Source organism: Microbacterium marinum (assembly GCF_014204835.1).
Classification (GTDB): Bacteria; Actinomycetota; Actinomycetes; order Actinomycetales; family Microbacteriaceae; genus Microbacterium; species Microbacterium marinum.
Map to the genome: position 1 here is coordinate 1,816,373 of NZ_JACHMD010000001.1, position 19,987 is coordinate 1,836,359.

A 19,987-nucleotide genomic window follows, 5' to 3' on the forward strand; every position below is an offset into this window, starting at 1 on the left:
CTGCACGACCGAGAGAGAGGGACTCGATGTCTTCCGCAACCCCCGCCGCACCCGCGGCCCCCGTCACCCAGCTCCCCATGCCCATCTGGGCTCAGGACATCGCCCCCATCGAAGACTTCGGTGAGCCGGGCAGCATTATGATCCACGCCGAGCCCGGCCAGGGTAAGTCGCGTGCCGCGCTGACGATCGCGAAGGTACGCGGCTTCGACCGTGGCGTCGTGCTCGACATCGACAACGGCACCGAGGTTCTCCTCAACGACCCCGTCCTGCGCGCCAAGCACAAGGCCGGCCTCATCACGATCATCCGCATCGACAAGACCCAGCCCGACGCGTTCGTGAAGTTCCACAACTACTTCAACGACCTGATGAAGAACGGCAAGGCCTACGGCTTCCAGTACCTCATCGTCGACACCCTCGACGTGGCGCAGGAGACCGCGATCGAGTGGTTCCTCGCCAACACGTGGAACGATGACCACACCAAGCTGAACACGCAGGGCGGCTGGGGCGAGGTCGCGAAGTGGACGAGCAACGTCCTCTGGCAGCTCCAGAACCACCCCGACATGCTCGGCATCGGCCTCGTGCACACCAAGGTCGACGAGAAGGAGGCGAAGAAGACCGGCGTCTCCACCCTCAAGCCGAAGTTCCAGGGCTCGATGAAGGACAACGCCGCGGGCATCCCGTCCGTGGTCGTCTACCTCCGCAAGGAGGAGCTGGAGAACGGCGAGGTCAACATCATCGCCGACCTCTCCGGCACCGACGGCGCGATCTCCAAGCAGCGCTACTCCTCGTTCCTGCCCAACCGCATCGACAACTTCTCGATGGACCTGCTGTACGGCCTCATCCGCGGCGAGGTCGCCTCCCCGGTCGCCGCCACGCAGATCCCCACCATGCCCGCCGAGCAGATCGCCGCCGCGGTCCAGCCGCAGGCCCCCACCGACCCCCAGCCCGTCACGACCACGGCAACCGCGCCCGCGGCCGCCGCCTAACCCGCACGAGAGGACGACACCATGTCATTCACCGCACAGATCGGCCCCAACGCCGCCGCAGCCGCCAAGGAGGCCGCCGACCGCTCCGGTGGCGGCGACTTCACCCCGCTCCTGCGAGGCCGCTACCAGGCCCGGATCATCGAGAACAAGGGCGTCGAGGACTTCGCCAAGGCTGGCAGCCGCAACGCCGGCAAGCAGTGTGTGCGCCTGCAGGTGCAGATCCTCGAGGGTTCGCCCCTCGGCGCCCGCCGCACGTTCTTCGTGCGGATCCCGCTGTTCACGAACTTCGCCCCCACGGACAAGAACCCCGACGGCGCATCGGCGTGGATGTTCTGGAACTTCTTCACGAAGATCATGGGCATGACCGAGGAGCAGATCATCGCCGGGGCCCCGCTCCCGTCGAACGTGGAGGGTCGCGTCATCACGATCATCCTCGGCAAGCCGAAGGTGCCCGACGAGCACAACCCGCTCGGCTCCAACGAGATCGACGACGTGGACGCCGCGGACGCCGACTTCGCTCGGACCCCGACGCTTCCCGCTGGCGGATCGCTGGCACCGTGGCTCACCCCGGCCGGAGCGCTCATCCCCGACCACCCGTCCCTCCAGGGCGGCGCGGCCAGCGGCGGCATCCCCACGGTCGGCGGCGGCATCCCGCAGGTCGGCGGCGGCATCCCCACCGTCGGCGGCGGCATTCCCCAGGTCGGCGGCGGCATCCCGGCGATGGGTGGCGGCATCCCGGCCGTCGCTCCGGTCGCTCAGCAGCCGTACCAGCAGCCGCCCGCTCAGCAGCAGTACGTGGCCCCGGCCAACCCGGCATTCCCCGGCCAGGTCATCCCGGACCCCGGCACCCCGCCGGTGAACGAGTGGGCCGCCCAGCAGCAGGCCGCGGCCGCCGCCCTGGCCGCACAGCAGCAGCAGCCCGCAGGAGGACTGCAGGCGGTCGCGTACTCGGACACCACCGCGTACTGATCGCCCCACGCGGGCGGCGCGTATAGCCCACGCGCCGCCCGCGTTCCCACGCCTCACCCGAAGGAGAGCGTCCCCCGTGACGACATTTGCCCAGGTCGCCGGTCTGTACCTGCAGCGCGGCTTCCTGCCGTTCCCCGTCAAGGGGAAGACGCCCCCCGTCCAGGGCGCCACCGGCCGCAACGGTTCCGTGACCGCGGAGTCGATCGCGCAGTGGAGCGCCGACCCCGAGTGGGCGCACCAGAACGTCGGTTTGCGCGCAAACCTCTACGTCGGCATCGACGTCGACCACTACGGCCCGAAGAACGGTGCCGACCAGCTCCGCGAGCTGGAGGCCAAGCTCGGCCCGCTCCCGGCAACCCCGTCGTCCACCGCGCGCGGCGCTGACTCGCCCGCCCGCCAGCAGTTCTTCGCCCTCCGCGAGCCGGTCGAGATGTACGGCAAGCCGCCCATCCCCGGCGTCGAGCCGAAGAACGTCCACATCGACATCATCCAGGCGCACCACAGGTACACCGTCGCCTGGCCCTCCATTCACCCCGAGACCGGCGCGCCCTACCTCTGGTACGACGCCGAAGGCGAGCTCCTCGCCGAGCCCCCGCACGTCGACGACTTCGAGTACCTCCCCGAGGCGTGGATCGAATACCTCCGCCTCGACGAGCGGGAGTACGGGCACCAGGGCGCACAGTGGAGCGGCGAGATCCCCGCATCCGCCACGCGCCACGAAGAGCGCAAGATCCGCACCATCATCGCCCGCCTCCAGTCACTCCCCGACGTGTGGGCACCCGGCAGCGGGTGGCACGACACCGTCTTCCACCAGGCATGCTGGCTCTCCCGCATCGCCCGCTCCAACGCGTACGCGCTCACGCCCGAGCAGGCCCACGGCATCCTCCTGCAGTACACCCCCACCTATCCGTCGTGGGGCCCCGAGAACATCGACGAGCAGTGGCACTCCGCGCAGAAGGTCACCGCGGGGCAGTTTGAGTCGCCGCCCGAGCCCGACCTCCCCGCGCTGCAGGCCTGGCGCGGCTTCCCGTCAGACCGCCCGTACCCGACCATCCAGGGCCGCCCGTTCGTCGCCGCGTGGGCACACGCGCCCGAGCCCTCCCAGCGCGCCGCGCACCGCGCAGGCCTCCTGCACGCGCTCCTCGAGGCGGGAGTGGAGGAGATCGAAGCGGCCACCCTCGTCTGGCATTGCGCGGCATCCCTCCAGCCGATCACCTTCGGCGGGCAGACCTACTCCGACCCGCACTCGAAGTGCATCACCATCGAGCAGCTCTGGGCCGAGGTCGCCGCCGCGATCGAGACGCTCACCACCGGCACCATCGCCGACGACGCGCCCGCGCCGATCATCGCCCTGCCCGCGCCTCCGCCCCAAGCCGCCGGCCCCTCCGTCACCCTGATCAACGAGCAGGAGCGCGCGCAGGCGGCCACCGTGGACTGGTTCGGTGCCCGCTACCTCGACTGGGCGCGGAAGACGTTCGAGGCCGTCAACGAGCCGTACTACCGAATGAACCGGTGGACGGTGCTGTCTGTCATCTTCTCGCCCAAGGGAGTCCTCCCGCGGCCCGGTGCGAACGACCGACCCGTCAACCTCTTCCAGGCGATCGTGGGACGCACCACGACCGGTAAGAGTGAGGCGCTGCGGCCGCCGCGGCACATCTTCAAGGCGTACTACATGCTCAGCGAGAGCCCGTCGATCGGTGGTGACCACACCGGCGAATCCCTCAAAGGCACGCTCATCGAGCGCGACGGGAAGGCCACGTGGTTCCACCTCGACGAGGCCCACACGAAGATCCCGACGTGGCGCAAGCCGAACAGCCCGTACTCCGAGGTGCCCGGCGTCCTCACGCTCGCCTTCGACGGGGAGATCGACGCGATCTTCCGCCGCACCGACAAGGAGATCTCCGGCCGCGCCGCGCAGGCCTACCTCACCGTCCACCTCATGGGCACCCCGCAGGGCATGGCCGACGTGATGAGCCCGGCCGACTGGGAGTCTGGCTTCCTCAACCGATTCGTGTGGGGGATCGGCGACATGCCGACCGAGTCGGTCACGATGATGGCCGGCGGATTCCTCACCGAGGAAGACCTCGCCGCCGAGGGCGACGATGACACCGCCGCCGTCGCTTCCGGCAAGGCCATGTACCAGCAGTGGGCCGCCGAGTTCGCCGCCGCCGTGCAGTCCGTCTCCACGCCCTCCGGCGCGCCGGCGCGCATGCGGATCCCCGCCGACGTCGCCCGCCGCCACCAGAACATCGCCGTCACCTTGCAGGAGATCGCGAAGAACTCGCCCTACGAGGAGCGGCTCAGGCCTACCTTCCGCCGCCTCACCGAGACCGTGCTGCGCTGCGCCGCACTCGTCGCACTCTCCTCCGGCCGCACCCGGATCGAGATGGGAGACCTCCTGGTCGCCGCCGAGCAGACCGAGGAGTGGGCCGCGAACATCCTCATCATGGTCGCCGCGACCGACGAGTCCCTCCGCACCCGCGAGGTCAACATGATCGAGAAGGCGCTCCTCGAGCGGGGAGGAGTGGTCTCGTTCGCCGACATCCACCGCCTCCCCAGGTTCGCCAACCGAAGGCGCGACGTCGAAGACATGATCGGCGAGCTCGTCGCCCAAGGCCGAGCCAGCATCGACCAGAACACCGGAACCAAGATTCTCAGAGCAGGAGGCTACGCCCGTGCAGCGTAAGAACTGGGAGGCCACCAAGCGGGCCGCCGCCATCTACCACTACGCCGGTCGACACGACCTGGCCTGGCGCGAGCGCGCCGTCCGCGAGCTCGCCGCGCAGAACCTCTGGTCCCTCACCAACATCGTCGCCATCTCCGGCGTCAAGATGCACGAGGTGCGCCAGATCGTCACGAAGACCGACCGCACCGGCGGCCGCTTCAACGCCGCCACCCTCGACCTCATCCTCGAGGAGTTCGAGCTGCGCGCCGTCGGCAAGCTCAACGACGTCCTCACCGCCCGCATCGTCGAGCTGGGCACCTCCGCCGGCACTCTCGCGAAGATCCTCGGCGTCACCGTGGCGACCGTGAAGACGCAGCTCCGCCGCGCCACCCTCGCCCGCGAGGGTGTCGAATGAGCGGGGACGTGCGGCCGCTGCCGATCCACCCGTGGTCGGCGCTGACGCCCGAGCGGGGGGCGATGCTCCGCGCCGCGAAAGCCGCCCTCGACGTGCCGTTCCTGATCCAGCCCAGCCCCGCGGCATCCGGCTCACCCGGGCGCGTGCTCGGCTGGGGGCAGGTGCCGCCGTTCCTGTCGGAGTCGGTCATCATCCCCGCCGGCCTCGTCGACGACGCGGACACGATCTTCCGAGCCCTCCGCCACCTCCTCGCCGCCCCCGCCGGTTCACCGGGCATCCTCACCGAGGAGCAGTGGATGAGCGCCGCGTTCGGTGGCCCCGTCACCTACGTCGGCGAGGAGGACTGGCCGCCGCCGGCTGTCAACCCGTGGGACCGCCCCCGCGAGCCGGTGGCATTTCGGTGAGCGCCGATCAGCGCACGCCCCTCCAGTACCCGACCGAGGCCGCGCCCGGCGTCTCCTGGGAGGCCTACTTCCGCGACTACCACGCCGCCCGCAAGGCCGCCGCGCGCGCGAAGGCGGGGGAGGACGAGCCGCAGGAGCCCGTAGAACTCGCCGAGACGGTCACCGCGGCCTTCGACCTCACCCCGGCCCAGATCGCCGCCCTGCCGCCCCGCAGCACCCCCGCGCAGGTGTGTAAGCGGCTCACGAGCCACAGGTGGGAGCTGCGCGTGCAGCAGAGCATCGTGTCCATGCCGCCCGTGCGCTACGTCGAGGCATCGAAGGAGGGAGCCGACAACGACTACGCCGCCGGCGACGTCCGCTACCCGGGCTACTACCTGGAGACCGTGGCCGTCGGCGCGGTGAAGCGTGACGCCACGGGGCAGATCCGTCTCGCGATGCACGCCACCTGGGGACTCAAGCGCGGCGAACCGATCGACTGCGGCGGCGGCGCCATCTGGCTCCGCAACCCCGGCGGCGGCGGCTTCCAGATCGCCCAGACCTATGACCCGCTCGACGGCCGCGAGATCCGCGTCGGCTACACCAAGGGCCGCGAGCCGAACGAGATCGAGCTCGAGGAGGAGATCCCCGCGCCCCTCGGCCTCAAAGAGTGGCTCGCCGACTTCGCCCCCACCGCCGCCGACAAGAAGGCCGCAGAGAAGAAGGCGGCCGCCCGAGCCGCCGACGCCCGCGACGGCATCTGGGACGCGGCCGCGTAACCAGCCCATCCGCCCACTGACCTACCTTGCACGACCCACACCATCCCGAAAGGAACACCATGCCCAACCCGAAACCCGCCGTCACCTCACGGCCCTACGTCTACCCGCACACCCTCGCCGAGCTCCTGCAGATGGACGACGTCGCCTACGACGATGCCGTCGCCCAAGACGTCTACGCGACCACCGCCTGGCAGTCGCCCTTCATGGACTCCAGCCTCATCCACCGCACCGAGTCGTCGCTCGTGGGGCGCATGGGCCGCGTGGAGGCCTCGATCCGCCGCCTCGCCGAAGACCCCCTCTGCGACGCGATCCGGTACGGGAAGGCCCGCTCCTTCCACCGGATGCTGCAGATCGCCGTCGAGAGGACCGAGCGTCGCATCGCTCACGAGGCTGGCGGCGGCCAGGGCTGGATCCGCGCGTGGAAGGAGTTCGCCAACCGGCTCGCCGACGAGCTCGAGAACTCCGACGCGGCAGAGGCCCTCGACGAGATCGTCATTCCGATCGGAAACCTCACCGCCCGGCAGTGGCTCGACTCCCGCCGGCTCAAGGATCCGAGCCGCATCCCGACATGGGCGGAGGTCGCGGCGTGACCATCCTCCTGTCCCTCGACCCGGGCGGCACCACCGGCTACTCCGTGTGGCACTACGGCGTCGTGACGCCGCTCAACCTCATCGAGCACGGGCAGATCCCCGGCGGGCTCGACGGCTTCGTCTCGTGGGCACGCGGCTTCCAGACTCGCCAGCACATCGACGAGATCGTGGCCGAAGACTTCGTCGACGATGGCCGCACGGTGAGCCCTGACGTCACGCCCCTTCTGATCAAGGGCGCGGTCATCGACCGGTGGAGCGACTCGGACGTGCAGATCACCTGGCAGCTCAACACCTACAAGGCCCACGCCGACGACATCCTCCTCAAGCGCGTCGGCTTCTGGTTCGTCGGGCAGGAGCACGCCCGCGACTCCGCGCGCCACGCGATCGCCTACCTCAAAGTGCGCGACCACCGGCCGACCATGAAGCGGATCTGGCCGCCGAAGCCGCGCACTCGCACCGCGGCCGCGTAGCAACGACGAAGCCCCACCCTCGCGACTTGAGGGTGGGGCTTCGTTTTGCGCGCTAAATCACACGAGGTACTTGGCTGCCTGCGGGGAGACCCAGCACCACCCGTTGGCGTTGGAGTACACCTTGCGGGCACCGCCGCGGCTGACCTCGTGGACGTCGTACGGGCCCTCGAGCATCGTGCCGCCGCCGTACTGGCCGCCGCGCGGCGAGGTGTGGGCCTCGGCCTGCGCCGCCGTCTTGTACCAGTGGTAGCTGGGGAGGCGGAGCTTCGGTCGCAGGGTGGGGGTCGGCTTCACGACCTTCTTCCCGCGGACATGCTTCTTCGCCTGCGGGCTCAGCCAGACGCCCTCGGCGATCTCGTACGCCCCGCCGGAGGTGCGCCGCACCGCGTAGGTGCCGGGACCGACGCCGCGGCCCTGGACGCCCTTCGTCGCGGTGCGCGCGGCCTGCGCGGTCGGGAAGGTGAACCACCACGTCGGCAGCACGATCCGCAGCGTGCTCCCGCTCGGCTTCGGCGCGGGCTTCGGCTTCGGCGCGGGCTTCGGCTTGGCGGGCGTCTTCACCGGCTTGGGCGCCGGGGCGGGGCTGAGGTCGTCGATCACGGTGACCGTGTTCTTGCCGTTGGTCCGCGACCACCCGAGGTAGGTGAAGCCGGTGACCTTGGTGAACTCGGCGACCGTGGTGACGCCGGCGTTGACCTGCCAGTGGGGCGACTCGACGCGGCGCGACGCCATGAAGACGCGGCCGCCGCCGAGGTCGAGGGCCACGTGGTCGAGACGCCGGCGGATCCCAGCCTTGTCAGGCGCGATGTACTTCCAGTAGTGGAAGGCGCCGGCGGTCGCCTTGCTCGCGTTCTTCGAGACGATCTTCGAGTCCTTGTACGCGGCGTACGCGGTGGAGTACGTCACCTTGAGGGTGCCGAACTCGTTCACGACGTTCCACATGAGGCGCTGGCACCACCCCTCCCAGTCGCGATACCACGACCGGATCCAGGGGCGGAGCTCGGAGGCGCGGACGCTCATCGCCCGGTGCCTCCGTTCGAGTCGGTGGGCTCGACCGGCATCTCGGCGACGCTCCCACCCGCCTTCTGCGCGACGGCCTGGGCGATGACCTCCCGGACATCTTCGGGGAGATCGAGCACCTCGACCTCGCCGGGGCTCAGGGTGTGGACGTTCACCGTCTGGACGAATGCGGTGGCGATGGAGGCGATGATCGTAGCGATCGTGGCGATCTGCGCGGAGACCTCGGAGCCCCAGAGCTGGAAGGCGATGCCGACGGGGCCGAGGGCGGTAGCTGCCCCGTACAGGAGCGCGCGCCCCTTGGTGCCCAGCCATGTCGACCACTCGCTGTCCCGCAGGAGCGAGAGACCGATGACGCCCTGGATGAGCAGGAGCAGGGAGGCGGAGAGCTCTCCGAGGGCGAACGACTGCTCCTGGTTGAGGAGGCCGGTCACGGCGAGGAGCGTGAGGGAGCTCGCGATGAGCGCCTGCAGCGCGGCGCGACGCGAGTCGGTGAACCAGGCGGCAGCGCTGGCCCAGAACGGCTGAGTGGTCATGGGGATCCTATTCTCGGTGTGGGGTGTGGCTTGGCGGCGGGGAGTCTAGAGGATGCGGAGATCGGACCACTGCCCGCCGGCAGTGAAGAACGAGAGCATCCCGGAGGTGGCGGAGTCGCCCTTGAGGTTCGTGAACCAGGAGGAGCCACGGTCACTGGAGGGGCCGACGATGATCCACCGGCCGTCCCCCGCCTGCTGGACGCGGAGAGAGTGCCAGTGGCCGACGAGGAGGATGTCAGCGTCGGCGACGGGGAGGCGGCCGAGGGCCTGGCCCTTCCACCAGTCGGCGATCTTGTCGGGGGAGGCGGTCTGATGCCCGTGGAGCGCGCCGACCTCGGTGCCGGCGATCGTGAAGGCGAGGGACTCCATGTGCGGCTCGGGGGTCTGCACGGTGACGTGGCCGAACGCGGCCGGGTTGAGCTTGAGGGCGTTGCCGAGCATCTTCGCCACGGCGAGGCCGTAGTCGGCGTGGGCGTCGCCGCCGGGGGACTTCGGGCCGGTGCGGAAGGCGCCGTGGTTGGAGCTGACGGCGGCGTAGCGGAGCTCGCGGGTGAGCGGGGCGAGCATCTGGATGCCCTGCTGCATGAGGAACATCGCTTCGACGACCTGATGCGGGAGGTCGCGGTCGTTGGTGCCGAGCTGGCTTGAGGTGTTGTAGACGTTCTCGATCACGTCGCCGGCGTCGACCATTGCGACCTCGCGGGGCCGCTCTTCCTTGATGATCTCCGCGGCGCGAGCGAATGACTGGAGCACCTGCTCGGCGGTCTGCGCGGTGCCGCCGGCGATGTCGACCTTGCCGACCTGGAGGTCCGTGGGCATGAGCAAGAAGCCCTTGTCCTGGTAGGCGCGGTCGGCGGGGATGTACTGGAAGGTGCGGATCGCCTCCATCACCTCCTCGTGCGAGACGAGGAGCTCCTTGGTCGCGGCGGCGCGGAGGGTGGCGGAGAAGCGGTTGGCGTAGAGGGTCTTGGTGACCTGCGCGCGGGTGTGCTGCGTCCAGACGGAGTGCCCGACGGAGTACGTGAAGTCGTCGGGGTCGAAGCCCTGCTTGCGGAGATCTTCCAGCCACTCCGCGAGGGGGATGATCCGGTCGGCGAGCTTCTCCATCTTGACGTTGCCATGGATGTCGACGTCGAAGGTCTCGTCCGCCTTCCCGGTGGCGGAGGGGGTGGGCCCGTCGGTGGCGGGGATGACCGGCGGCTTCCCGGCGCGCTCGTCGCGTGCCTTGCGGCGGCGGCCGGAAACGTAGCCGGCGGACGCGTTCCACTTCTCGCAGATGGAGTCGCGGGTCATGTCGTCATCGAGAAGGTCGGCGAGGAAGTCCTCGTTGCCTTCCAGGTCGGTTCGTGCGAGGTGATGCGCCACGGGTGCCCTCTCTCTGGCGGACTACGGGGTGAGGCGTGAGATGAACTCGAGCTGCGAGTTGTACTGGTTGATCAGGAGGAAGACGAAGCCGCCGACGCCGATGATGGTGGCGACGATCTGCCACCACGGGGCCTTGCGGTTTTCGCGGCGGACGGTCTCGGCGTCGCGGCGGGCGCGGTCTGCCTTGATCTCGCGGAGGTCGCTCTCGGCGACGCCGACGCGGGCGTTGAGGCCGGAGATGTCGGTGTCGTGGTTGCCGAGGCGGGTGCCGTGGTTCTGGAGTCGTTCTTCGATGCCGGCGTTCTGACGCTCCTGCAGCGCGATGTGCTGCTTGAGGAGGCCGGTCATGTCGCCGAGGTCGGTCTTCATCTGGAGCACCTCTTTGTAGACCGCGTCGGGCGAGATGACGACTACGCCGATCGGGGGCGTCTCTTCGCTCATGCGCTCGGTCCTGCGGGGTGCTGGGAGGGCGACGTCGCGTAGGTGTTGCCTCGGGGCATCTGCTCCTCCTTCGGTCTTGGCGCGGGGGAGTCTAGGTGTGGCCCGTCGGCTAAACGGCTTCCGGCGGTGGATCAGGTGATGTAGGTGAACCGGACCGAGAAGGAGCTGTTGGTCGTCCAGGTCTCGGGGGAGCCCTGCGCCATGGCGGCTGAGCCCTCGCCGTCGGCGATGAAGGTGACCGCGGCGTACATGAGTCCGGTCGTGTCGACGCCGTCGGAGTAGGAGCCCCAGACGCCGGCGACGTAGCCCATGCGCTGGTTCGACCCGATGGTGCAGTGGGCGACGCCGAGGGTGCCGAGGTTCTGGTCGATGTAGCGCATCGGGAGATCCTCGGGGAGGTAGATGCGCGCGGGGAAGGAGCTGTTCCAGAGGGTGGGTGCGCCGGAGGCCCAGCGGATGTGCGCCTGGATGGTGACCTGCTCGCCGTCGACCCAGTACAGCCAGGCGTGGTCGTCGCCGGTGGGTGAGTAGCCGAGGCCGTGCTGGGCGTAGGCGCCGTAGGGGGCGTAGGGGACTGCGCGGTAGGTCTTCACGACCTTCCACCCCTCCGGCCCGAGCTCTTCGACCCAGTCGGTGTCGAGGCGGTAGATCTGGTCGCCAGGGCGTAGGCCAGCGTCTTTCACGGCGTCGGCCTCGGTCGCGTTGGCGGCGCGGAAGAGGCGCGGCTGGGGGGTGCCGTCGCTGCGGCCGGCGATCGCGTTGCCTGCGGCGGCGGCCATGATGGTCGGGCTGATCTGCCAGTCGATCGGCTCCCGCGCCCCGGGGAGCCAGACGCCGTTGGCGTGCGCGGTGCCCATTACAGCTTCCGTCGCCAGCGGATGTCGAAGCTGAGGATGTCGCCGGATCCCCACGCGCGCGGGGCCGTGGCGGAGAGGGCGGCGAGGACGCCGGATGCCGCGCCGACGTCGAAGCGCATAGCTCCGGAGGCGGTGCCCGACTGCCCCACGACGACCCCCTGCCAGAACAACGCGCCGCCCGACTGCGCGCTGCAAGTGCCGAGCACGAGAGGCGTGGTGGTGCCGTCGGCGTGGACGAAGGGGAGCGCGAGGGCCCCGCTGGAGGTGGTGACGCTCGTGGTGCTGCCGAAGCGGAATGAGCCGGAGAGGTGGACGAGGTCGCCGCGAAGGAAGTACGAGAATGCACCGGTGCCGTTGCCCGGGCTGACGCCGGTGTGGGCGAACGGCCACGCGACGGCCTGCATGGTCTCCCACACGATCCACGCGCCGCCGCTGCGCAGCTCCCACCATCCGGTATCGGCGACGAAGACGCGGTCGCCGTCCTGGAGGGTGGTGAGGCTGGCGAGGGCGGTCTTCTCGGTCTGGTTGGCGACGGCATAGAGGTGAGGCTGGCGCTTTCCGGTGCCGAGGCCGCCGAGCGCGTCGGAGATGGAGCGGGCGACGTCACCGAGGAGGATCTGGGGGTCGGCGAGGTCGGAGCCGTCGGGCACCTTGACGCCGTTGGGGAGGGTGATCATCGGACGACCGCCCGGAGCTCGCCCTCGAGGCGGGCGATGGTGCGCTGCTGCTCGAGGATGAGTCGCTCGACGGTGGCGACCCACTCGCGGGATTCGGAGCCGAGGTTGGCGCTGGCGCCTTCGAGTGCCATCGTCTCTCCTTCTACGGTGTCGGTGCTGTGAGTGCGAGCGGGGCGATCGAGTGATCCCGGAGGGTTGCCCCCGCCCACGCCGTGGCGTACTGGGCGAGGGTGCGGGTCTTGCCGGGGGAGTCGCTGAGGCGGGCGAGTCTACTGGCGGAGATGGTCGCTACACCGCCCGTGATCTGACAGGTGTTCACCCGGTACAGGTTGTCGCGGTGGGTGATGAGGGCGCCGGCGGTGAGACCGAAGCCGGCGAGCCGGTTGATCGGGATGCTGGCGTTGAGGGTGAGGTTGGGGCCGGCGACGCGGGTGGCGGCCCATGCGGCCGCGTCGTACACCTCGCCGAGGTTGCCGATGGCGACGTTGTTGACGGGGGAGGTGGTCTCGACGCGGGTGTCAGCGTGGGGTGCGCCGGAGGGGAGTGTGACGGTCACGGGGTCGCTCGTGACTCCCACGCCGTGCAGGCGGAGCACGGCGTAGGCGGTAGATCCGTCGGTCTCGCCGATGCGGTACGGGCCGGGGATGCCGGGGATCTGCTGTGCGGGGCCGGTGATGGTGAGCGTCGCCTTGCCGTCTTTCATCGCGACGGTGACGCGGCCGCCGAAGTCGGTCCAGGCGACGGGACTGATCGGGAAGCCGTCCTGCGCGGTCACGAAGTAGCGGCCGACGGTGCCCGCCTCGAGCTCGGCATACCCGTCGGCGTACTGCGCAAGGTTGAAGACGATGCCGTTGACATCCTTGCTGTAGTACCAGGGGCGCGGCGACCACAGGAACCGGATGCCGTCGGGCACGCGCACGTCGAACGTGCGGGTCTCGCCGACGCCGATGCTGTAGATCGTGGTGGCTCTGTACGCCTCGTCCTGGGGCGTGACGAGCGCCTTGGTGTTCTGGTTCACGACCACGATGTTGCGCGCCTGGACTGCCTGGGAGATGGTGCGGGAGGCCGATGCGCGGTGGGTGATGTCGAGGGTGCGGGAGCCGATCTCCCGGAGGGTGATGCCGGCCGGGGTGGCCGCGAGCTCGACGCCGCGGGCGACGCACACCTGCTTGACGTACTCCCACAGCTCGCCCTCGTGCTGGGCGATGGGGGAGCCTTGATGGGCGCTCGTGGTCTCGTCGACGAAGCCGGCCGGTGCGACGTAGGCCACGCCGTGGAAGTTCGCCCATGTGTCAGCGGCGCCGCGGCGGATGACGAGGTCGCGGATGCCGCCGGCGGAGAGCGGCTGAGTGATCGTGAACTGCTTCGAGTACATCCGGAAACGAGTGGGCTTCACGTTGATGCTGGTAGCCGTGGTCTCCACGCTCGCATCGGCGTTCTGAGCGCGGGCGCGAAGGTTGACCGCGCCTGCCGAGCTCTGACTGATCCCCAGGCTCACGACGATCGGGCCGGTTCGCAGGAGGGAGGCGTGCCGCTCGGTCGTGGAGGTGGCCGTCTGGGCGACTCCGGCGGCGTCCTGCATCACGATGGTCGTGGTGAGCTGACCGCCGGAGTTGTTCTGGTTGTACGAGACGCGGATCATGCACCCGTTGGCGACGCGGCTGTTGCCGAACTGCCGGAACGAGGGTCCGAAGTCGACCTGGAACGTCGTGGTAGTCAGCGCTGCCGTCGTGGGGGCGACGGTGAACTTGACGTAGGTGCGCTCGCGAAGCTGGATGGTGTCGCCGAGCACGGTGGTCGGCAGCCCCGCGGTGGAGAAGCGGGAGATCGCGCAGAAGCCGGTGATCTCCTGGTACAGCGCCTTCTCGCCAGGGGTCGCGGTGACGAGGATCTGGTTGTTCTGCAGGACGAGATCGGTCGAGGCAGGGTGGATGATGTCGCCGGTGGCGGTGAAGCCGACGGAGTGGCCGGCGAGGGACCAGTAGTCGTCCTTCGCGTTCGGGCCGATCTGCCGGCGGGTGCCCGATGCCTGCATGGCGACGTCGAGGGCCGCGGCGGGCGTCCCGGACTCGATACCGGGCACGATCATCCGACCCGACAGGAACCGGCCGAGCGGGGAGTCGGCCATGAGGGTCGCCTGCGCAGGGCTCGCGTCGGTGACCGTGTGCACCTCGGCGCGGGTGACGCCGAGGGTCGGGTGCGTGATGGTGAGCGCATTGCCGCCGGCGAGGTCGGTGTCACCGGTGCGCCGCACGGTGAGGGAGGCGTCGCCGATGGTGCCGCCGGCGTCGCTGGCGATCGCGGGAGTGACCGTCTCGCTGACCGTCCACGAGCCGACGTCGCCGAACGAGCCCGACCCGGCCGATTCCACCTTGATGCTCACGGGGTGCCTCCGTCGAAGGAGGTGGGTGCCGGGGTGCCGACGGGGGTGGAGATGATCGCGGCGGTGTTCTCGACCTCGACGAGCTTGACGCTCATCGACTTGCGGCGCATCGCCCGGTCCCGTCCCGACCAGATGATCGACTCGCGGATGCCGCCGGAGAACTCGAGCGCGGCGGCGCCCTCCCCGGAGGCGAACATCGGGTCGACGGCGGTGACGTCTTCGCGGATCAGGCAGGCGCGGAGGCCAGCGAGGGTGATCGTGGATGCCGTGAGGTTCTCGCGGGCGAGGAAGATGTCGACGATCCGGTAGCCGTCAGAGTGGCGGAACAGGTTCGTGGAGTGGAAGCCGCCCTGCGCGGGGTCGAGCGGCTCGAAGAACTCGTTCCGGGTCAGACCGTTCTCGGTGTACCCGCGGAGGGCGACGACGCCGGTGCCGGTGCGGTAGCCGAACGAGGCGAACGCGAGCTTATATCCCTCGGGAATAAGGACGGTGAAGCGCTGCGCGGGCGCGGCGGTCGTGTAGTTGTTGGTCGGGGTGTGCCGCACCGCGCGGGTCGGGACGCCGTACGCGCTGGGCCCCACCGTGTCGGCCGCGGGCGCGCTGGAGTGGATCTGCGGCCAGTCGCCATCGGCGGTAATGCCGGGGGTCGCCCAGTTGGGGGAGAGGATGTTGATGTCGGCGATCGTGGGGTCTGCCCAGTAGAACGGGCCGGGGCCGTGGACGCCGTTGTAGAAGTCGCGGATGGCGCGCAGCTCGTCCGGGGTGCCCTCCCATTCGGGCAGGCCCTCTCGGTGTGAGGCGACGGAGTCGTCGCGGTAGACGCCGCCGTGCTCGAGCTGGATAAGGTTGGAGCGCTTGACGACCGACCAGTCCATGCCCACTCGCGGCTCGAGGATCCACTGCTGCCGCTCGCGGTTGCCGAACCAGATCAGACCTGCCATTACGACCCTCTCGTGTAGGCGGCGTTGCCCGTGGAGACGAGCTGGGCGATGACGCGGGAGTCTGCCATAAGGAAGACCGGCCGATCGTTCATCGCCTGCGCGAGAGCGTCGATGGTGGATGCGTCCAGGCGCAGCGGGCCGCCACCTTCCATGCCGAGGGAGCCGCCGAAGGCTCCTGCAGGGCCGCCGACGAGGCCGCCGCTGGAGTAGCCGCGGAGGGCGACACGGTGCGCGCGGGCGAGGTTCTCGACGCCGTAGTAGCGCACCGCCTCCTGTGGGAAGACGTACTCGCCCTTGTGCGCGAGGCCTGCCACGTCGTGCTTGCCGCCGTCGCCGGTGTAACCACCCTCGGAGAACCCGAGCGCGCCGAACGCGGCATCGAGGCCAGCCTGCCAGTTGAGGTAGATCTGCTCCCAGAAGCTCGGCTGGTTGTTCTTGCTGACGCTCGCGCCCGCGGCGCCGGCCTGCGCACCGCTGACCATCGCGGTCGCGAATGCGGTCTTGAAGCTGTTGCCCGCGATCTGGCCGACGTCGGTGAACTTCTCGGCCGTGACGTTCTTGTTGGCCTGGACGTTCACCGGCACGTCGATGCGGTGATCCTTGTTCTTCTCGAGCCACTCGTTGAGGGCGGCCTGTGCGGGGTCGAGGCCGTCGATGTCGACGGTGATGTCGCGGGGGAACTCGCGGATGATCTTGGCGACGTCATCGTAGGCGGGGCCGTAGCGCTGCTCGAGGTCGTCGGCGTTGTACCCCATCGACACACCGAAGTCGATGAACTCGTCCTTGAGACGACGGGTCTCGGCCTCGAGCGTCTCCTGGCTTGCACCCGACGCGGCGAGGGCCTCCAGGTACTCCATGTGCTCCTGGGCGAGCTCGTCGAGCGCCTCGCGGTTGCGGCGTGCGGCTTCCGAGTTGCCTTCGATCGAGCGGGTGAGCGCGTCCTGCTCCTCGGCGACCTGGCCGTTGAGTCCGCGGATCTCGGTGCGCGCGGAGTTCTGGTCGGCGCTGTTGCGGGCGATGTCGCCGGAGATCGCGGCCGCGCGGGCGGTGTCGCCGTAGCGGGTGGCGACGGAGAGGAAGTATTCCTGCCCGACCCGCTCGCCCTGCAGGACGCGCAGGTCCGCCTCGGTCTGCATGATCTGGGCGCGGAGGTCGTCGATGGACTCCGCGGCGCGCTTGGCCTCGGAGCGCATCTTGTCGTACGTATCGAGGACGCGGTCGTAGGCGTCCTGCGCGCCGAAGCGGATCTCGAATGCCCGGTCCATGATGGAGCCGAGGTCGCTGGCGTAGTCGGAGACGGTGCGGACCTTCTCGCCCAGCTCGTCGACGCCCTTGGCGGCGTTGCGGGCGTTCTCGTCGACGTGCGCGAATCCGACGGCGAGGCTGTTGCTCGTGACGATCGCGTCGGTCGCCGCGACGCCGGTCGCCTCGATGGCCCGCTCGACCATCGCGATTGCGTCGGCGCCGGCGCCGATGGAGAGGAGCTGCTCGCGGATGCCGGCGAGGAGGTTGGCGAGGAGCTGCGCGTCGCCGTCCGCGATCGCGACGGCTGCGGCGATCGCCGACGACAGGCTGCGCATGTTCTCGCGGCCGCCGGTGGAGTACGCGTCGAACTGCTTGCCGTTCTGCTGCATCGACTGGCCGAGGTCGAAGAGCGACCCCTCCAGGTCGGCGCTGCCCATTGCCATCGCATTCGCGGCTTCGACGGCGTCGTTGAGCTCCTGGGTGAGCTTGCGGATCTCTTCGGCCGCGGCGGCCGCGCGAGCCTCCTGTGCTGCGAGCTCCTGGTTGGCCTTGTCGGCGGAGGTGGCGAGATTCTCCTCCTGGTCGCCCGCAGTGACCGCCGCGCCGATGAGGGTGCCGAGGATGGCGACCACGGCGCCGATGCCGGTGGAGATCATCGCGACGCGGAGGGCACGCGCGCCCATGGCGGCCGCGTTCATGCCGCCCGCGGCCGCGTTGCCGGCGGCTTGGACGCCGAAGAGGCCGCCGATGAACTGCAGCATGGTGAGCTGCGCGCCGGTGGCGGTGGCCTGCAGGCCGGTGATGGCGGTGCGGATGGCGAACAGGGCCGCGGTGCCGCCGGCGAGAGCTCCGCCGAACAGGAGGAGGACGCCGATGAGGCCGGTGAGGATCATGCCCAGGCCGAGGAAGAACTGCCCAACCGGGTTGGAGCCGAACTCGGCGAGGTTGTTGAGGGTGTCGGCGAGGACGTCGAGGAGGCCGCCGAATGCCTCCAGCGTAGAGCCGCCCACGACGCCGGCGAGGCGGTCGAAGGCGTTGAGCACGAGCTGCAGCTTGGATACGACGGTGTCGAAGATCTGCGCGGCGGACTCGTCGAGGAAGCCGTTCGACATGCCCTCACGGGCGGCCTGCATCGAGATGACAGCCTTGTCGACGCCGGCGGAGAGCGCGCCGAGGGAGCGGCCGTCGCGGGTGGCTTCGATGCCGAGGGAGCGGAGGGCCTCGTTGTAGTTCTCGACGTGCTGGAGGCCGCCGACGAAGGTGACGAAGGTGTTGGCGGCGGACTCGCCCCAGGAGGAGCGGAACTGCTCGGAGGACATGCCGCTGACGCGGGCGAAGTTCTCGAGGGTGGTGCCGCCCTGGTCGACGGCGAGCTGGATCTTGGCCCACACGCGGCCAGTCGTGCCGGCGGAGAGCTCGGACTCGACGCCGACGGATGCGTACGCGGCAGAGAGGCCGGCGACCTCGTCGGCAGTGGCGCGGTATTGCGCCATGACGGGGCCGAGCTTGTTGGCGACGGAGAGGATCTGTTCTTCCGTGGCCGCCGATCGCACGCCGGCGTAGGCGACGGCGGACGCGAACTGGGTGTACTCCTCGCCGGCGAGGCCGAGGACGTTGCCGATCTTTCCGAAGGAGAGGGCGGCGGTGTCGGAGGCGACGCCGGTGACGGCCGAGAACTTGATGGTCGCCTCGGTGAACTCCTGGATGCCCTCGACGGGGATATCGAGCTGGGCGGCCTTGGTGGCGACGTCCGAGATCTCGGCGAACGACTTGGGGATCTCCTGCGCGAGCTCCTCGAGCTCCTTGCGGAGGGTGACGGCAAGCTCGCTGTCGGCGTCGACGCGCGTGGTGCGGAGGACGTCGGTGAACGCCGCCTCACGGTTGGCGGCGAGCATCGTGTAGGCGGAGACGAGCGCGACGAGCGAGCCGCCCGCGATGCCGGCGGTGGAGGCGACGTCGTAGAGCGCGTATCGCTGGCTGATCAGGTTTTCATTGGTCGTCGCGGTTTTGCGCGCAATCTCGTCCTGCAGCCCGATGAGCTCGCGGTCCCACTCGGCGCCGGCGTTGCGGCGGCCGCGCGCGGTGGACTCGCGGGCGAGGGCGCGCTCCGCCTCGACGCGCTTGTTGGTCGCCGCGGCCATGCGGGCTTCGCCAGCGACGACTTCCTGCGCCAGGAGCTCGCGTTCGCGGCGCTCCGCCTCCAGGCGGGCGAGGGCGATCTTCCGTTCCGCTTCGGCGGACGCGTCGATGCCGCCACTGAGGGCGGCGAAGTCGCGGTCGAAGTCGCCGGTGGTGTAGCTGCTGCGGCCGCGGTCGGCGGACTCCCGCGCGCGCATCCGTTCTGCTTCGGCGCGCTTCTCGGCGGCCGCCGCCATGCGCTCTTCGCCGGCGATGACAGCCTTGGCGAGCTCTTCATGCTCGCGACGCTCGGTGCGGATGGCGCCGACGATGTCCGCGCGTGCCGCGTCGTCGATCGCGAGGATCCGGTCCTTCTCGGCCTCGGAGAACGAGGAGAAGGGCCGCTCGCCGTCGGAGCTGATGCCGAGCACCTTGTTGCGCGTGGCACGCTGGTACTCGGCGTTGTAGTCCTTGACGCCCTGGACGGCCTTCTTCCAGGCTGCGTCCGCTTCCTTGGCGGACTTCTGCAGAGCGGAGCCGGAGTCGTTGGCGGCCTGGCGCGTCTTCTTGAGCTCGTCGTTGATCTCGGAGATCGCGGTGACCGCCTTGCGGCCCGCGGCGGGAGCGTCGCCGCCGAGCATCTCGACCATCGCGTTGAGGTCGCGGACGCCTTCGAGGACGATCTTGAGGCGCATCTGCGCATCTTGACTCAGTCCGTCGTACATGGTGGCGGAGCCTACCGGCCAGCGTCGGCGTTCAACGCTTCACGCTTCTTCGCCTGGGCGCGGTAGTAGTCACGTCGGAAGCTGGCGAGGGGCGCGCCGGAAGGGCTGAACGGGATGGCGCGCAGGGAGACGCCGTGAGGGCGCTTCTGGTTGGGCCCGCCGTAGCGCGACTCCTCCTGCCGCTCGCGGTACGCCGTCGCCTCGCAGGTGACCTCGTCGATGCGGAACTGGATGTCGTTGCTCGTGTGGTGGCAGAGCCAGATCGGGTTGCCGCAGTCGCAGCGCTCGTCTTGGACGATCTGGTACGCCTCCAGGAGGAGGAAGTCCCAGCGATCCCAGGGTGCCGACGGTTGGGTGCGCAGGATCATCGCCGACGGGCGGATGCCGGCGGTGATCGCTGCGCGGATGAGGTGCAAGTACCTGACGCC

Annotated in this window: 19 protein-coding genes; 8 read left to right on the plus strand and 11 right to left on the minus strand. The window is 69.7% G+C overall.

Annotated features, from left to right (window positions below; translation table 11 throughout):
• The first annotated feature begins 26 nt into the window (after positions 1-26).
• From BKA24_RS08920 to BKA24_RS08955, 8 genes are all read left to right on the plus strand, one after another.
• Complete coding sequence (locus tag BKA24_RS08920; RefSeq protein WP_184217239.1) at positions 27-986, plus strand: AAA family ATPase; 960 nt, start codon at positions 27-29, stop codon at positions 984-986.
• Between the two features lie 21 nt (positions 987-1,007).
• Entirely contained in the window at positions 1,008-1,955 is a 948-nt protein-coding gene (locus tag BKA24_RS08925; RefSeq protein ID WP_184217241.1) for a hypothetical protein, read from the plus strand.
• A gap of 76 nt (positions 1,956-2,031) precedes the next feature.
• Positions 2,032-4,641: a bifunctional DNA primase/polymerase gene (locus BKA24_RS08930; RefSeq protein WP_184217244.1), complete on the plus strand. Its 2,610-nt coding sequence runs from the start codon at positions 2,032-2,034 to the stop codon at positions 4,639-4,641.
• Complete coding sequence (locus BKA24_RS08935) at positions 4,631-5,035, plus strand: hypothetical protein (protein WP_184217246.1); 405 nt, start codon at positions 4,631-4,633, stop codon at positions 5,033-5,035. Before BKA24_RS08930 ends, BKA24_RS08935 begins: the two co-directional genes overlap by 11 nt.
• Positions 5,032-5,439, plus strand: coding sequence for a hypothetical protein (locus tag BKA24_RS08940; protein WP_184217248.1), 408 nt, complete (start codon positions 5,032-5,034; stop codon positions 5,437-5,439). Before BKA24_RS08935 ends, BKA24_RS08940 begins: the two co-directional genes overlap by 4 nt.
• Positions 5,436-6,194, plus strand: coding sequence for a hypothetical protein (locus BKA24_RS08945; RefSeq protein WP_184217250.1), 759 nt, complete (start codon positions 5,436-5,438; stop codon positions 6,192-6,194). Before BKA24_RS08940 ends, BKA24_RS08945 begins: the two co-directional genes overlap by 4 nt.
• A 59-nt stretch (positions 6,195-6,253) precedes the next feature.
• Complete coding sequence (locus BKA24_RS08950; protein WP_184217252.1) at positions 6,254-6,784, plus strand: hypothetical protein; 531 nt, start codon at positions 6,254-6,256, stop codon at positions 6,782-6,784.
• The gene (locus tag BKA24_RS08955) at positions 6,781-7,254 is read left to right on the plus strand and encodes a hypothetical protein (RefSeq protein ID WP_184217254.1); all 474 of its coding nucleotides are present in this window, start codon (positions 6,781-6,783) and stop codon (positions 7,252-7,254) included. The genes BKA24_RS08950 and BKA24_RS08955 overlap by 4 nt, the downstream gene beginning before the upstream one ends.
• 57 nt (positions 7,255-7,311) lie before the next feature.
• Here BKA24_RS08955 and BKA24_RS08960 read toward each other — a convergent pair whose 3' ends face one another.
• The 11 genes from BKA24_RS08960 to BKA24_RS09005 form a co-directional block, all read right to left on the minus strand.
• Positions 7,312-8,274, minus strand: coding sequence for a hypothetical protein (locus BKA24_RS08960; protein ID WP_184220920.1), 963 nt, complete (start codon positions 8,272-8,274; stop codon positions 7,312-7,314).
• Positions 8,271-8,807 carry a hypothetical protein gene (locus tag BKA24_RS08965; protein ID WP_184217257.1) on the minus strand — a complete coding sequence of 179 codons (537 nt, stop codon included), beginning with the start codon at positions 8,805-8,807 and terminating at the stop codon, positions 8,271-8,273. Before BKA24_RS08965 ends, BKA24_RS08960 begins: the two co-directional genes overlap by 4 nt.
• 45 nt (positions 8,808-8,852) lie before the next feature.
• Positions 8,853-10,172, minus strand: coding sequence for a hypothetical protein (locus BKA24_RS08970; RefSeq protein WP_184217259.1), 1,320 nt, complete (start codon positions 10,170-10,172; stop codon positions 8,853-8,855).
• A gap of 21 nt (positions 10,173-10,193) precedes the next feature.
• Positions 10,194-10,613: a hypothetical protein gene (locus tag BKA24_RS08975; RefSeq protein WP_184217261.1), complete on the minus strand. Its 420-nt coding sequence runs from the start codon at positions 10,611-10,613 to the stop codon at positions 10,194-10,196.
• Between the two features lie 131 nt (positions 10,614-10,744).
• A complete protein-coding gene (locus tag BKA24_RS08980) occupies positions 10,745-11,470 on the minus strand; it encodes a hypothetical protein (protein WP_184217263.1) in 726 nt (241 codons plus the stop codon).
• A complete protein-coding gene (locus BKA24_RS08985; RefSeq protein WP_184217265.1) occupies positions 11,470-12,147 on the minus strand; it encodes a hypothetical protein in 678 nt (225 codons plus the stop codon). Before BKA24_RS08985 ends, BKA24_RS08980 begins: the two co-directional genes overlap by 1 nt.
• The gene (locus tag BKA24_RS15795) at positions 12,144-12,278 is read right to left on the minus strand and encodes a hypothetical protein (protein ID WP_281385744.1); all 135 of its coding nucleotides are present in this window, start codon (positions 12,276-12,278) and stop codon (positions 12,144-12,146) included. The genes BKA24_RS08985 and BKA24_RS15795 overlap by 4 nt, the downstream gene beginning before the upstream one ends.
• Before the next feature lie 11 nt (positions 12,279-12,289).
• The gene (locus BKA24_RS08990) at positions 12,290-14,530 is read right to left on the minus strand and encodes a hypothetical protein (protein WP_184217267.1); all 2,241 of its coding nucleotides are present in this window, start codon (positions 14,528-14,530) and stop codon (positions 12,290-12,292) included.
• Entirely contained in the window at positions 14,527-15,471 is a 945-nt protein-coding gene (locus BKA24_RS08995; protein ID WP_184217269.1) for a hypothetical protein, read from the minus strand. The genes BKA24_RS08990 and BKA24_RS08995 overlap by 4 nt, the downstream gene beginning before the upstream one ends.
• Positions 15,471-19,559 carry a phage tail tape measure protein gene (locus BKA24_RS09000; RefSeq protein WP_184217271.1) on the minus strand — a complete coding sequence of 1,363 codons (4,089 nt, stop codon included), beginning with the start codon at positions 19,557-19,559 and terminating at the stop codon, positions 15,471-15,473. Before BKA24_RS09000 ends, BKA24_RS08995 begins: the two co-directional genes overlap by 1 nt.
• Positions 19,560-19,570: 11 nt before the next feature.
• A complete protein-coding gene (locus BKA24_RS09005; protein ID WP_184217273.1) occupies positions 19,571-19,975 on the minus strand; it encodes a hypothetical protein in 405 nt (134 codons plus the stop codon).
• Positions 19,976-19,987: the final 12 nt, after the last annotated feature.